The organism is Candidatus Kirkpatrickella diaphorinae (assembly GCF_025736875.1).
Taxonomy (GTDB): Bacteria; Pseudomonadota; Alphaproteobacteria; order Acetobacterales; family Acetobacteraceae; genus Sorlinia; species Sorlinia diaphorinae.
Window position 1 is genome coordinate 1,975,417 of sequence record NZ_CP107052.1, and the last position, 14,903, is coordinate 1,990,319.

The following is a 14,903-nucleotide window of genomic DNA, read 5'->3' on the forward strand; positions in this document are numbered from 1 at the left end:
AAAAGGGCACTGCATAAAGGCCGTGCATTTTGTGCAAAGGATGCTTTGAAGGGTTTCAGGGCAGAGGACCTTGCAGACCGAAATACAGCCAGACACTATACAGTGTAAAAAATTTTTCGTGCAATGCAAATGCGGCTTGCCGCGGGCCCTTCAAAAGCGCGCGGGCCGTGACGGCCCATCACGATGCGTCCGGCCCCTCCGGCTTGGCTTTAGCCGCCTTACGCTTCCGTGGCGTCGCGCTGGCTGCCGCCTTTTTCGGGGTTTTCGTCGTGGCTTTTTTGTCTGCGCCCGGCTTCTTGGCGCTGGAGGCCGCTTTTTTGACGCCTTTCTTCGCGGGGGCTTTCAGGGGTTTCCCTTTTTCAGCCAGCAGGGTCACAGCCTCATCAAGCGTGACGTCATCCATGTGACTGCCGCGCGGCAGGGTGGCGATGATCTGCCCATGCTGCACATAGGGCCCGAACCGACCTTTACGGATCATCACACTTTCATCATCTTTCGGGTGTTTGCCAAGATTGCGGATGCTGGCCAGTTTCTGGGCCAGGCAATCCACGGCACGATTGGCGCCAACCGTCAGAACATCATCATCCTTACCAAGCGTGGCATAAATGCCGCCCATTTTTATGAAGGGGCCGAAACGTCCGAGACCCGCCTCCATCATCTCGCCGGATTCCGGGTGGGGGCCAATTTTGCGGGGCAGGGAGATATAGCCCTGGGCCTGTTCAAGGCTCAGTGTCTCGGCATCGACGCTCTTGGGCAGGGCGACGCGTTTGGGCTTTTTCTTCTTATCCGCAGGGTCCGCCTCCCCCCTCTGAACGTAAAGCCCGTAAGGGCCGCGCCTGATTGTCAGTTCTTCTCCCGTCTCGGCATCCATGCCCAGATGACGGATGCCGTCTTTCAGGCTCGGTGCCTCAGCACCATCCTCAGCGATGAGGCGACGCGTGAACTGGCAGGTCGGGTAATTGGAGCAACCGATAAAAGCCCCGAACTTCCCGAGCCGCAGCCCGAGACGTCCTGACCCGCACGCCGTGCATTGCCGTGGATCCCCCCCATCTTCCCGAAGGGGAAAGAAGTAAGCGCCGAGATCTTCATCCAGCGCATCAATCACATCGGAGATTTTCAGATCTTTTGTCTGATCCACGGCGTGGGAAAAATTTTTCCAGAAAGCGCGCATGACATCATGCCAGTCCGCCCGGCCATCTGAGATATCGTCGAGCTGCTCCTCCAGCCTGGCGGTGAAATCCGTATCAACATAAGTCTCGAAAAACGATGTCAGGAACGCCGTCACCAGCCTTCCGCGATCTTCCGGAACAAATCGTCGGCTATCGAGCCGCACATAACTGCGATCCCGCAAAACGGAGAGGATGGAGGCGTAGGTTGAAGGACGCCCAATCCCGATTTCCTCCATTTTCTTGACGAGACTGGCTTCAGAATAACGGGGGGGCGGTTGCGTGAAATGCTGCTCCGCCTGGGCGTCTTTCGTCTGGACCGGGTCGCCCTTCATCATGGGGGGGAGTAGCCGGTTCTCATCATCCTCTGACGCGATATCGTCCCGACCCTCGCGGTAAAGTCGCAGGAAGCCGTCAAAAGCGATGGTTGTGCCCGTCGCCCGCAGCGTCACAATATTTTGCCCGTCGGTCAAGGTGACGGAAACCTGATCCAATTCGGCAGAGGCCATCTGGGCCGCGACAGCGCGTTTGTAAATGAGTTCGTAGAGGCGGGACTGATCAGGATTCAGGTGACGCGCCACATCTTCCGGGCGACGCCGAACATCGGTCGGGCGGATCGCTTCATGCGCCTCCTGCGCATTTTTCGCCTTGCTTGAATAAACGCGCGGCTTCTCAGGCTGATATCGCTCCCCGAAACTATCCAGAATATGGCCCCTTATGGCGCTGATGGCTTCAGCCGCCATCTGGACACCATCCGTCCTCATATAGGTGATAAGCCCGACATGCTCACCACCAATATCCACACCTTCATAAAGCTGCTGGGCGGTGCGCATGGTGATCTGGGCACTCATCCCCAGTTTGCGTGAGGCTTCCTGCTGTAATGTTGAGGTGGTGAAAGGTGGTGACGGGTTACGGCGAAGCTTTTTATGCTCAACATCCGAGACGGAGAACTGACCTGCCGCAATGAGGGCGCGCGCCGCCTCAGCGGCTTCCGCATTTTCGAGGTCAAATTGTTCGAGCTTTTTGCCATGAAGATGGGTCAGACGTGCAAGAAATTCCTGCCCCGATTTTTCTTCGAAAAGCCCTTTGACACTCCAATATTCCCGCTTTTTGAAGACCTCAATTTCCGCTTCCCGCTCGCAGATAAGCCGCAGAGCGACGGATTGGACGCGTCCGGCGCTCCGGCTTCCCGGGAGTTTGCGCCATAATACCGGGGACAGCGTAAATCCGACGAGGTAATCCAGCGCGCGACGTGCGAGATAAGCGTCAATCAGCGGCTGGTCCAGGGCGCGGGGATTGGCCATGGCCCGCTGCACCGCCGATTTGGTGATTTCATTAAAGGTGACGCGCTGCACACTGATATTTTTAAGCAGGTTGCGCTCCGCAAGCACAGACTGAACATGCCAGGAAATCGCTTCACCCTCACGATCCGGGTCCGTGGCGAGATAGAGCGATTTGGCGGATTTCAGGGCGCGCGCAATATCGCCCATATGCTTGGCGCCGCGGTCATCCGTCGCCCAGTCCATCGCGAAATTTTCATCCGGCCGGACGCTGCCATCTTTCGGCGGCAGGTCCCGCACATGCCCGAACGACGCCAGCACCGTGTAGCCACCGCCGAGATATTTATTGATCGTTTTCGCCTTGGCCGGGCTTTCTACCACGACTACGTCCGTCATCTTGTCTCCCGTTTCGAACGGCGCTTGCTTAAACTTCCGGCTGCAGCATCACGATCTGACCATCCGGTAAAAATGTCGCTTCGCCATCAAGTTCCAGCGCCGAAAGAACAGATGACACGACCGAAACGGAGCATTGACTTTTATCGACGAGGTCGTCAACGGAAATTGGTGTGTTGGAAAGTAAAGATGCAATGCGGCGTCGTGGGTCATTATCCGGTTGCTGTGATGTGTCCAGCAGGGATAATTGCGTTGTATCAAAGGCTTTTCGCGTTGTTTGCGGCGGGGCGCGGCGCATGTCAACCGTGTCTGCGAGATTTCTTAAGATGTCATCGACGGTTTCCGTCAGAATGGCACCCTGTCGGATCAGATCATTACCCCCGCGGGAGCGCGGATCAAGCGGAGAGCCGGGCACCGCGAAAATTTCGCGGCCATAATCAAGCGCCATTTTCGCCGTGATCAATGTCCCGGAACGAAGCCCGCCTTCCACGATGACAACGCCTTGCGACATGCCGGCAATCAGGCGGTTGCGCCGTGGAAAGTGCCGTCCCTGCGGCACAGTGCCCAGAGGCGCTTCCGTTATCAGGCAGCCGCGTGCGGCGATGTCATCGCGCAGGGCCTTGTTTTCAGGCGGGTAAATCGTGTCGATTCCGCCCGCCAAAGCGGCCACCGTGCAGCCTGGATATAGGGCCGCCATATGGGCGGCACGATCAATCCCCATAGCGAGACCGGAGACCACGACAATACCGGCCTCCGCCAGCCCTGTCGCCAATGTTTCCGCCACGCGAAGCCCGGCTGCCGAGGCATTGCGCGCGCCGACAATGGCGACGGAACGTTGGGACAGACGCGCGACATCACCCGATATTGTCACGGCGGCGGGCGCATCCGGCACAATTTTCATCAATCGTGGATAAAGGGGATCATCGAAAAACAGGATGCGCGCCCCGCATTTCTCCGTTCTGACCCACTCCGCCTCAATCTCACCCGTCGGCGGGATGGCCAGAGCACGGTGCCCGGCCTGGCGCAATCGCTCAGGCAGGGCCTCAATCGCGGTGGTGGCATCTGAATATTCATCAAGCAGGCGGCGGAATGTTACAGGCCCGATCCCGGTACATCGGATCAGGCGCAGGCGTGCAATCTTTTCCCGTGGAGTGAGTGTCTTTGACATAAGCCCACGCAACCGCCGCGCAAGGTCGGCAATATTTGTTATTGGATGTCTAGATCTTTATCTTATCTTGCGGCGGGGCATCAATATCGATTGGTTTTTCTGTCCCCGCGACCAGCCGTTGGATGTTTCCGGCATGTCTTATCACGACAATCAGCGCGATGATGAACGTGGCGACGGGCAGAGGTGAATGCAGAGGCTGCATGCTGAGGGGTGCGACCAGAATCACGGAAGCCGCGAAAGCCGCAAGTGCGCCTGCGGACGAAATGTGAGAGAGCCGCGCGACCGCAAGCCAGATGAGGCAACACACGCACCCGACGGGCCAGCACAAAGCGATCAGCGCGCCCAGACCGGTCGCGACGCCCTTCCCCCCTCTGAATTTCAGCCAGACCGGGAAGCAGTGACCCACCACCACAGCGACGGAAGCGCAGGCAAGGCCAGGTTGAAGCGGGTAAAAATCGAGCCCGTGCAGAACAAGAAGGGGCACGGCGCCTTTTATTCCGTCAAGCAGCAATGTGAGGGCTGCAAGCCCTTTCCGGCCCGTGCGCAGGACATTGGTTGCGCCGATATTCCCTGAGCCAATCTGCCTGATATCGCCTTCCCCGCCTAGACGCGTCAAGATCAGCCCGAAAGGAATGCTGCCGCAGAAATAACTCAGCACAATGATGGCGAGAAGAAGAAGGTTAAGCGTCATGGCCCAGGCCCTCTCCAAAGGTTTGGCGACCGTTCTTCCAGGTGCCGATGACCTTGCCCGTTACGTCCCGGCCATCGAAAGGCGTATTCTGCGCGCCGCCAGCCAATGCGCCTGCCGTGATCGTCCAGCGTGCCTTAGGGTCAAACAGGCAGAGATCCGCGGGGCGGCCTTTCCTGAGTGTGCCGCCCGCCACGCCCAGAAGGCGGGCCGGTGATGATGTCAGCAATCGAATGGCCTGGAGCAGATCAAGCCGACCGGCAGCAACTTCTGACAGGGTGATCGGCAGTAATGTGATGAGGCCCGTGCCGCCTGCGCGCGCCTGTGCAAAAGGCAGGCGTTTATCATCCGCATCACAGGGTGTGTGGTCAGAGGCTATGGCGTCAATCGTGCCATCCGCCAGAGCGGCGCGCACCGCATCCCGGTCTGATGTCTCTCGCAAAGGGGGTGAGAGTTTCGCATAAGTGCGGAAACCCTCGATCTCACGCTCATCCAGATAAAAATAAGGCGGCGCCGCATCGCAGGTAATCGGCAGGCCGCGTTTGCGGGCACCGCGTATCAGTTCAAGCCCCTCGGCGGTCGAGACATGCGCGAAATGCAGGCGTGCCCCGGTCATTTCCGCCAGACGGATGTCCCGCGCCATCAGGATCGCTTCCGCTGCGGGCGGGATCTGCGGCAGGCCCAGTCGGGTGGCGCGTTCACTGGCCGTGGCGCAGCCGCCCCGGGCGAGGGACGGGTCCTCAGGATGCTGCATCACCAGCGCGTCAATGCCCTTTGCGTAAGCGAGACACTGGCGCATGCGCTTTGTATCGGCAATGGCGTGGGGGCCGTCCGTGAAGGCAATCGCGCCTGCCTCTGACAGAAGGCCGAGTTCCGCCATGTCCTGGCCCAGACACCCATGCGTCAATGCGCCGTAAGGCAGAATGGTGACGCGACCATCCTCATCACCCCGTGCTTTCAACAGCCGCACGAGGGCGGGCTCATCAATCGCGGGGCGCGTATTGGGTAGCAGGGCCATGGTTGTGACACCGCCCGCCGCCGCCGCGTCGAGACTGGCGGTGAAGGTCTCACGATATTCCGCCCCCGGCTCACCTGTTGAGGCGCGCAGGTCAATCAGGCCGGGGCATAAAGCTGCACCGCCGCCATCAATATGCACGGCGTCCTCCGGCGCGTCTTCCGTCCCGGGTGGGAGCTGTCCGGCGATCAGGCCATCCTTGACAATAAGGCGACCCGGCGCGGGCTTCTTCGCTTCCGGGTCAAGGATGCTGACATTCTCGAAGATAAGCGTATTCACGGCGTATGCTCCGAACGTGCGAGGTGATCAAGCACCGCCATACGAATGGCGACACCCATTTCAACCTGCTCCTGAATGACGCTTTGCGCGGAGTCCGCGACGTCTGAGGCGATTTCAACACCCCGATTCATCGGGCCGGGATGCATGACGAGGGCATTTTCCTTCGCGAGACGCAGGCGCCGACGGTCCAGCCCGTAAAAGCGGAAATATTCACGCATACTGGGCACAAGCCCGGATTCCATGCGCTCTTTCTGCATCCGCAGCATCATGACGATGTCGGCGCCCCGGACGCCTTCATCCATATCATGAATGACCATGACATTGCCCAATTCTTCCATGACCGAGGGGACCAGGGTTGGTGGGCCAACGAGGCGGATCTGGCTGCCCATAGCGGTTAGAAGATGAATGTTGGAGCGCGCCACGCGGCTATGGCCGACATCGCCGCAGATCGCGACCGTCAGGCCGTTGAGCCTATTGAGGTGCCGTTTGATCGTCAGCGCATCAAGCAGCGCCTGGGTCGGGTGCTCATGCATGCCGTCCCCGGCATTGACGACATGTGCATCGACTTTCTGGGCCAGTAAAGCGGGCGCGCCGGACTGGCCGTGACGGACAACCAGCAGGTCACAACGCATGGCATTCAGCGTCGCGGCTGTGTCGAGAAGCGTCTCACCTTTATTAACGGAGGATGTGGCGACCGTCATATTAATGACATCGGCCCCCAGACGCTTGCCTGCCAACTCAAAACTGGTGCGGGTGCGGGTGCTGTCCTCAAAGAACAGATTGACAACCGTGCGCCCCCTCAAAGCTTCACGCGGGGATGAACGCGACCTGCTGAGCAGAACATAATTTTCAGCAAGGTCGAGATAGGGAAGGATGTCCTTTCTGGACATGCCTTCAATCCCTAGAAGATGAAGCCGTGAGGAAAGCTCAGCCATGGCCCGTCGCGGCTCCGATCCGTGCCAGCACATCGTCGCGTCCGAGCGCCGCCAATGTCGCGTCAATGCCGGGTGACACCAGGCTCCCGGTCATCGCTGCGCGCAAAGGTTGTGCGACCTGGCCGAGTTTGAGGCCCGCCTCCTCCGCAAAAGCACGGAGGGCCGCATCGATCGTGGGCGCGTCGAAGGGGGAAAGCGGTGCGAGCTTGTCAGCGATACGGCGCAAGATGGCCTGGGTCGGCGCGTCGAGAAGTTTTTCCGCCTTGGCGTCAAAAGACAAGGGCGGCTTTTTACCGAGGAAGGCCGCGCTTTCAGCAAGGTCCGTCAGGAGTTTGGCGCGTGCCTGTAAACCGGGCATGAGCTTCAATACGCGCTCTCGGAAAAGGTCATCAACAATAACGTCACTCCTGTCAGCAAGGCGCGCGGCGACGTCTTCCGTCAGACGCGCGGGGTCAGCCTCTCTGAGATAGACGCCATTAAGATGGGCGAGTTTGGTGTAATCCATCCGGGAAGGCGCGCGCCCGACGCCATCAAGGTCAAAAAGGGCAATCTGCGCCTCGCGTGAGAGGATCTCCGCATCGCCATGGCCCCAGCCGAGGCGGAGGAGATAATTGCACAGAGCTTCCGGCAGATAACCGGCCTCACGGAAATCAACAACGGACTGCGCGCCGTGCCTTTTGGATAATTTCGCGCCATCCGGCCCGTGAATCAGCGGAAGATGCGCGAATTGCGGGAGTGCCCAACCCATGGCGCGGTAGATCATGGCCTGACGAAATGTGTTCGTCAGATGGTCATCGCCGCGAATGACATGGGTGATTTCCATATCATGATCATCACAGACAACGGCATGCAGATAAGTGGGTGAGCCATCCGAGCGTAAAATGATGAGGTCATCCATCTCGGCATTGGCGACACGCACCGCACCCTGAACAAGATCTTCAATGACGGTTTCACCCTCTTTCGGCGCTTTGAGCCGCACGGAAAAAGGCGCGCCCGACGGGGCTTCAGAGGGGTCACGGTCACGCCAGAAGCCATTATAACGCGGCGGGAGGCCCTGCGCGACCGCCTGCTCACGCATTAATTTCAACTCATCAGCCGTGCAGAAACATTTATAGGCGAGGCCGCGCGACAGTAATTCCTGCGCGACGTCCGTATGGCGTTGCTGGCGCGTGGATTGATAAACCGGCGCTGCATCCGGTTTGAGGTCCAACCAGTCCAAGCCGTCCAGAATGACATCGACCGCTTTCTGCGTCGAACGTTCCCGGTCCGTATCCTCAATTCGAAGGAGGAATTCACCTTTGTGATGGCGGGCAAAAAGATAATTGAAAAGGGCAGCGCGAGCATTGCCAATATGCAGCAATCCCGTCGGAGAAGGGGCAAATCGAGTGCGAACGGTCATATCACGCCTCATAGCACGTCTCCGGAAACGAGACTATTGACTTAATAAAGAGTGCGCACGTGTTTCGGTGGACAGGCGACGGGCCTGAGCCCCCGGCTTTGCGTGAAATGGCGATTCATGTTGGCGCGGGTGTGGCGGCTTCAGCAATCCACGCCTCGGTGAAGCCTGCTAAGCGTTTTGGCAGCGCCTGGACGGGCTGGATAAATGACGCCTCTCATGTTCCCTCCCACGGGATCAGGTGCCATATTCAGGAATGGCGGTCGGGATGCTTCAGCCCATCACAAAAGCCACCCGCGATGAGGAAGATAATCGGGGAGCGACGTTATCTCATCGAGTCCGATCCCATCTCTCAACAGTCGACACGTCTTGAAGGGCTTTGCTGCCCGTATTCTGGAAGAGGTCGAACGTATTCTGGCCGAATCCTGGCGGCGTCTCCTCGCCTGGATGCCGCTTTTATGGTGTGTCGGCATCGCCATTTATTTTCGGCCGCGCCATGAGCCGGGTTTCGTTTTTTCCATGGCCTTTATGGCCGCCGGCCTTTTGATCACCCTCCTGAAATGGCACGCTTGTATTTTTCGATGTGCGGGAATTGCCACAATCCTCATTGCCGGGGGTTTCCTCGCGGCGCGATGGGACGCGCATTCCCGACCGCCTATGCCGTATCTTCCACGCCACGCTGTTGAAATTTCGGGTCGCATCTGCGGCATAAGCCTTCTGGCCCCGCGAGAAGAGGGGCAGGAAGCGACGCGGCGCGTCCGCCTCTGTCATGTTCTTTTGCATGACTGGTTGAATGCGGGCATGGCGCCTATGCGACGGGACCTGCTGATTCGCCTCAAGCCGCAGGACGTGACGCCGCTCGCATCAGGGCAGATGGTGCGCGTGCGCGCCATGCTCCGCCCGCCGCCCTGGCCTGTTTATCCCGGTGCCCGCGATTTGCAGCGTGAGGCCTGGTTCTCGGGGGAGGCAGGTCGTGGATACGCGCTCGATTTCGTGCAGCCAATGGCGCCGAAGCGCGCGTTCCTCAATCGAGAGGGCATGGCGTCACTGAGGGAGAAAGTCGCGCGCCGCATCGCGCAGCATCTATCGGGGCAGGTGGGGGCAATTGCCCAGACCATCCTCTGCGGTGAGACGGGTGGGCTCAGCCGGCATACGCGCGATATTTACGCGGCCTCGGGCCTTGCCCATCTGTTGGCGGTGGCGGGTTTGCATCTGGGCCTCGTCATGGGCTTCACGCTGTTTTTGTTCCGTCATGCCTTGGCCCTCTGGCCCCGCGCGGCGCTTAACTGGCCGTGTCGTGAAATCGCCTTCGGCGCGGCGTGGCTGATGGGAGTTTGTTACGTTGCATTGACCGGCGCGCATCTCCCCGCTTTGCGCAGTCTCGGCATGGCGACACTCGTCGTTCTGGCGCTCATGACGGGGCGGCAGGCGCTTTCCCTGCGCTCCTGGGCGCTCGTGGCTATGGCGCTGTTGATCGCGCGCCCCTCTATCGCGCTGGATGTGTCGTTTCAAATGTCTTTCGCAGCCGTGTTGGCCCTGATCACCGGCTATGAAAAATTGCGGCCTTTGATGCGGCGGCTGCATCATCGACGGGATGTTCTGGCGAAGATGCGGATCCATCTTATCATGCTCACTGCGACCAGTTTCTTCGCGGGATTGGCGACCCTGCCCATTGTGGCGGCGCATTTCAATGTTGTGCAGCCCTGGTTCATCCTCGCCAATATCGTGGCGGTGCCGATTGCGGCGATCTTCATCATGCCCATGGGGGTCATGGCGCTGCTCGCCATGCCGTTTCATCTGGAAGGCGGGTTCCTGCAGGTGATGCGTTATGGCATCACAAGCATTAATGCGTTGGCGGAATGGGTCACGCATTTTCCCATGGCGCAGATTTCCATACCGCACGCGCCGGATTGGGCGATGCTGGTCTATGGCGTCAGTCTCTGCTTCCTGTGTCTTGTCCGCAGCGCGTGGCGTTTGGCGGCGCTGCTCGGCATCGCGGTGGTGGTGGCGTCCCCCTGGCTGGTGACGCGTCCTGACATTCTTATATCATCCGACGCTGCGCTGATCGGGGTGCGGCGCGGACACGCCCTTTATATGACGAAGCCGGGCTTTATGCAGAAAGGAACGGCGCAGAAGTGGCTGGATGATTTCTCCCTCAAAGCCCGCTTATTTGACGATCTGCGGCATGACCCGGAGATGAATTGTGATGGTGATCTCTGCCTTCTGAACGTGGCGGGCCGGGAGGCCCTGTTCAATGTCGCGGGGCTGCGTCGGGCTTCAAGCAGGAGGCGTGCCGATTTTTGCTTCAGGAGTGTCGTCAAAATCAATGTTGCGCCCGCGCGGCCCCTTTGTCATGAAGCAGGGCAGATTGACCGCTTTCATGCATGGCGGGAGGGCGCCACCGCCATTTACATGGGCGCCTCACCGCCGCGACTTGTCACGGATATTTCCTGGCGGGGCGCGCGGCTCTGGGTCCCTTTAAATGACGGGCAGGGCGTCCCCAATCTGCCCCTCGCACCGGAGGAATAAGGCGCGCGACACTCTCATCGTCGCGTCTCGGGGTAGAGACGCAGCGCGACCGGTGCCATCGTCAATCCTTGGGCGAGGATGGTGAAAACGACGATACCATAACAGATCGGCGTCAGCGTCTCACGCATCGTGCCACCGGGCAGGGAGAGGGCCAGAGAGAGGGATATCCCCCCGCGCAGACCGCCCCATGTCAGGATGATGAGCGTCCGCAACCGCCCGGCCCCGCTGAGATAAACGGGCAGAGTGGCGAGATAGACGCTGGCCGCGCGCGCGAGAATGGAAAGCGGGATGCCGAGCAGAAGTAGCGTCACGGAGTGACGTTGCGGCAGGATCGAGAAGACCGTCAGGCCGATCAGCATAAAGAGCAGGGCATTGAGGATCTCATCAATCAAATCCCAGAAGGCAAGCAGCATCTGGCGCGTTTCTGCATTAAGCTGCTTCTGCGCGTAACGTCCTGCAAGGCAGAACCCGGCCACGACAACAGCAATGGGACCGGACATTTCCAGCGCCTGAGCAAGGCTGAACGCGCCGGTCGCGATGCTGAGCGAGACGAGCAACTGCAATTGGGGACGGCGCGCGAGCCGCCAGCAAAAAGCGCCGAGTGCCCCGGCCAGGCCGCCAAGCAGAGCGCCACCGACAGCTTCAAGCGCGAAATATTCCACCGTGAGACCGAAGCTGATATGGCTTTCCTGCCCCGAAATGACGGACATGGCGAGCCCGAATATCACAATGGCCACACCGTCATTCAAAAGGCTCTCCCCCGCAAAGACAGCGCGGAGGGAGGCTGGCAGGCCAAGCTGCCGCAACATGCCGATGACGGAAACCGGATCGGTCGGCGCAATAATGGCGCCAAGCAGGAGGCACCATAAAAAAGGCAGATTGACATGCAGGATCTGCCCGCCGAGCCACATCGCCCCTGACAGGAAACCGACAGATAAAATCGTCCCGATGATGGCGAGCGCCCCGACCTGCCACTTCTTGCGGGCGATCTGCTCGACATCAACGTGAAGCGCCCCGGCAAAGAGCAGGAAGGATAATGCGCCATTCAGCAGGTTACCGGGGAGATCGGCGAGGGCGATGATGCGACTGGGCAGGCTATGCAGGTCAAGCTGCGGCATCATCGTGTCAAGGACACGGATGAAAATGGACAGGCATAAAGCGTAAAGCAGAATGCCGATCGTGTCCGGCAGCTTCAGCGTGCGCGCATTGACGATGCCGAGCAATGTCGCAAGGCACAAGAGCGATGCAAAAAGACCGAGAGATGTCATGCGAAAATCAGCTCCTGTCCCTTATCTCGATGCCGTGCATCCCTTCCAACACATCATGGCGGCGCGTGTTGTGCGCCGCAAGGGGTGGACGCGTCCTGCAAGCCGTGACGGGGTGGATCAATCCGGATTGGCGGCGACAGCGCGTTTGTCACTGGGCAGCGGATCGGCATTCCGGGCTTTCAAGGGAAATTGGCAGGGGGTAAAGGCAGGGCAAGAGCCGCAGAGTGGGTGGCGCGCCCTGCACGTATAGCGTCCGTGCAGAATCAGCCAGTGATGGGCCGGGCGCAGCATGTCGGGCGGGATGACACGACGCAGGCCGTCTTCCACCTGACGGGGTGTTTCACCCGGCGCCAGGCCGGTGCGATTGCCGATACGGAAGATATGGGTGTCGACCGCCATGGCATCCTCACCGAAAATCACATTGAGGACGACATTCGCGGTTTTGCGCCCCACCCCGGCAAGCGCTTCAAGCTCTTTCCGGCTGGATGGGACGGCGCCATTGTGAAGGGTGCAGAGTTGATGGGAAAGTTTATTTAAGTTTCGGGCCTTTGAACGCCAAAGTCCGATACTACGTATGTGTGTGGCAATGGCTTCCTCCCCCAGAAGCGCCATCGCAGCCGGGTCCGGCGCGGCGGCAAAGAGGGAGGGCGTCACTTTATTAACGGACTTGTCTGTTGCCTGGGCAGAGAGTACGACGGCGACGAGCAGCTCAAAAGGTGACGCATAAACAAGTTCGCTTTCCGCGTCCGGGCGCGCATGAGCGAGCGCCGTGATGAAGCGGACCGCTTGTTTTTTTGTCATGGTGCGCGACGCGGGGGCAGCGGATAGGGTCATGGTTCAGGCCTGATTTATGTCGATATGACGGACTCGGCACGACGCTTATGCCGCATGGAACCTGCCGATATGGCGGTTTCATCAGCTGTTAGGCAGGTGCGTCAAGGGATGCAATTATTTTATGACAGAGTTTGAAACACCTCATCGGTCGCAGCGGATCGGATATGGCAGAACGCTGAATTTCGTCATCACGAGATGGCTGCGGGAGCCGCGTGCCCTGTCGCGTACTTTGATGGGCGTGGCCGTTGCGACGGCCTGCGATGTTGTCATGCCGGTCGCGGCAGGGTGGCTGATCAGCGCCATCGCGCCCATCGGCCACGCCGTAAGTGCGGACCGTGCCGCGTCCCTCCATGCGGCGATCTGGGCGGTCAGCGCGATGGCAATATTGGGCCTCCTCTCCGTCATCGGGCGTCGCTCCATGTATGTCGGCATTACCAAATTATCCACGCGGGTGATGCGGTCTGTCCTTGTTGAAGGGTTTGATCGCGTCCAGCACTTCTCAACCGACTGGCACGCCAATACTTTCGCGGGTTCAACCGTCCGGCGTCTGACGCGCGGCATGTGGGCGTTGGACACGGTTGATGATGTTCTGCTTCTGGCACTGCTGCCGCAAATTCTCGTCCTGGGCGGCACAGCGGGGGTGTTGACATATCGTGATCCGCTGATGGGTGCCATTCTCATCATATCGATCTTGTTATTCGTCGCGCTTTCCACCGCGCTGACAATTTTTTATGTGTCACCTACGTCACGCATTTCCAATCAATGGGACTCCCGGGTGGGTGCCGCGATTGCGGATGCCATCACCTGCAACGCGACCGTTAAGTCTTTCGGTGCTGAAATGCGGGAGAAACTGCGCCTGCATCACGTCATGGAGATGTGGCAGCAACGTACACGCAAGAGTTGGATTCGCGGCACGGATAGCGGCAATCTGCAGGCGCTGGCCTCGCTTCTGATGCGTCTTGCGCTTGTTGCCATCGTCACCTGGCGGTGGTGGGAGGGGCGCGCGGATGCCGGGCAGGTCGCTTATGTGCTGACGATGGTCTTCCTCATTCAGGGTTACCTGCGTGACCTCGGTAATCAGGTGTCGCAGCTTCAACGCGGCGTCAATGAGATGGAAGAGATGGTCGCGATTTTTGACCATGAAACAGATGTCGCGGATACAGCGCATGCGAGAGATATCGACATCCATCGCGGCGGGATCCGTTTCGACGAGGTCACATTTGTTTATCCGGGCACGACACGTTCACTCTTCACTGATTTCTCCGTCTCGATTGAAGGGGGGACGAGCGTGGCGCTGGTGGGGCGAAGTGGCTCCGGTAAGTCCAGTTTCGTCAAATTGCTGCAACGTCTTTATGACCCGCAGGCCGGCAGCATCTCCATCGATGGCATGGACCTGCGTGATTTCAGCCTGTCCTCCCTGCGCGGTCAGATCGCCATCGTGCCGCAGGACCCCGCTCTCTTTCATCGCTCTCTGGCGGAAAATATCGCTTACGCAAACCCGACCGCCTCCCAGGCTGATATTGAACGCGCGGCGAAGCAGGCCAATGCGCATGATTTTATTGCCCATCTTCCCGAGGGATATAAGACATTGGTCGGTGAGCGCGGCGTAAAACTCTCCGGCGGGGAACGCCAGCGTGTCGCCATTGCCCGGGCCTTCCTCGCAGATGCACCGATCGTGATTTTTGACGAGGCCACCTCAAGCCTTGACTCTCAATCCGAACTTCTTGTTAAGGAAGCCATGGACCGCCTCATGCTGGGGCGGACGGTGATCGTCATCGCCCATCGCCTGTTAACCGTGCGCTCCCTTGACCGCATCATTGTTTTTCAGCAGGGTCGCATCGTTGAGGACGGGTCGCATGACGCCCTTCTTAACCTGCCGGACGGTGTCTATAATCATCTCTACCGCATTCAGGCGCATGAGGGGCACGCGGATCAGATTTAAAATAAGAGGC

At 59.3% G+C, this 14,903-nt stretch carries 10 protein-coding genes; 2 read left to right on the plus strand and 8 right to left on the minus strand.

The window, feature by feature from the left end; genetic code table 11:
• Window positions 1-178: 178 nt before the first annotated feature.
• The 6 genes from topA to gltX are packed head-to-tail and all read right to left on the minus strand — an operon-like array spanning window position 179 to window position 8,323.
• On the minus strand, window positions 179-2,842 hold the full coding sequence (topA, locus tag N5W20_RS08705; RefSeq protein WP_319806748.1) for a type I DNA topoisomerase: 2,664 nt from the start codon (window positions 2,840-2,842) through the stop codon (window positions 179-181).
• A gap of 28 nt (window positions 2,843-2,870) precedes the next feature.
• A complete protein-coding gene (gene dprA, locus N5W20_RS08710; RefSeq protein WP_319806749.1) occupies window positions 2,871-4,007 on the minus strand; it encodes a DNA-processing protein DprA in 1,137 nt (378 codons plus the stop codon).
• A 49-nt stretch (window positions 4,008-4,056) separates the two neighbouring features.
• Window positions 4,057-4,698 carry a glycerol-3-phosphate 1-O-acyltransferase PlsY gene (plsY, locus tag N5W20_RS08715; RefSeq protein ID WP_319806750.1) on the minus strand — a complete coding sequence of 214 codons (642 nt, stop codon included), beginning with the start codon at window positions 4,696-4,698 and terminating at the stop codon, window positions 4,057-4,059.
• Window positions 4,688-5,989 (minus strand): dihydroorotase, encoded by a 1,302-nt coding sequence (locus N5W20_RS08720; RefSeq protein WP_319806751.1) that lies wholly within the window; start codon window positions 5,987-5,989, stop codon window positions 4,688-4,690. Before N5W20_RS08720 ends, plsY begins: the two co-directional genes overlap by 11 nt.
• Window positions 5,986-6,924 (minus strand): aspartate carbamoyltransferase catalytic subunit, encoded by a 939-nt coding sequence (locus N5W20_RS08725; protein ID WP_319806752.1) that lies wholly within the window; start codon window positions 6,922-6,924, stop codon window positions 5,986-5,988. Before N5W20_RS08725 ends, N5W20_RS08720 begins: the two co-directional genes overlap by 4 nt.
• On the minus strand, window positions 6,917-8,323 hold the full coding sequence (gltX, locus tag N5W20_RS08730; RefSeq protein WP_319806753.1) for a glutamate--tRNA ligase: 1,407 nt from the start codon (window positions 8,321-8,323) through the stop codon (window positions 6,917-6,919). Before gltX ends, N5W20_RS08725 begins: the two co-directional genes overlap by 8 nt.
• Before the next feature lie 366 nt (window positions 8,324-8,689).
• Between gltX and N5W20_RS08735 the strand changes: the two genes are divergently transcribed.
• A complete protein-coding gene (locus N5W20_RS08735; protein ID WP_319806754.1) occupies window positions 8,690-10,849 on the plus strand; it encodes a ComEC/Rec2 family competence protein in 2,160 nt (719 codons plus the stop codon).
• 14 nt (window positions 10,850-10,863) lie between these two features.
• Here N5W20_RS08735 and N5W20_RS08740 read toward each other — a convergent pair whose 3' ends face one another.
• Window positions 10,864-12,117 (minus strand): cation:proton antiporter, encoded by a 1,254-nt coding sequence (locus N5W20_RS08740; RefSeq protein WP_319806755.1) that lies wholly within the window; start codon window positions 12,115-12,117, stop codon window positions 10,864-10,866.
• Between the two features lie 117 nt (window positions 12,118-12,234).
• Window positions 12,235-12,918, minus strand: a complete 684-nt coding sequence (gene nth / locus N5W20_RS08745) for an endonuclease III (protein WP_319806756.1) — start codon at window positions 12,916-12,918, stop codon at window positions 12,235-12,237.
• Between the two features lie 154 nt (window positions 12,919-13,072).
• Between nth and N5W20_RS08750 the strand changes: the two genes are divergently transcribed.
• Window positions 13,073-14,893, plus strand: coding sequence for an ABC transporter ATP-binding protein (locus N5W20_RS08750; RefSeq protein ID WP_319806757.1), 1,821 nt, complete (start codon window positions 13,073-13,075; stop codon window positions 14,891-14,893).
• The last annotated feature ends 10 nt before the right edge of the window (window positions 14,894-14,903 follow it).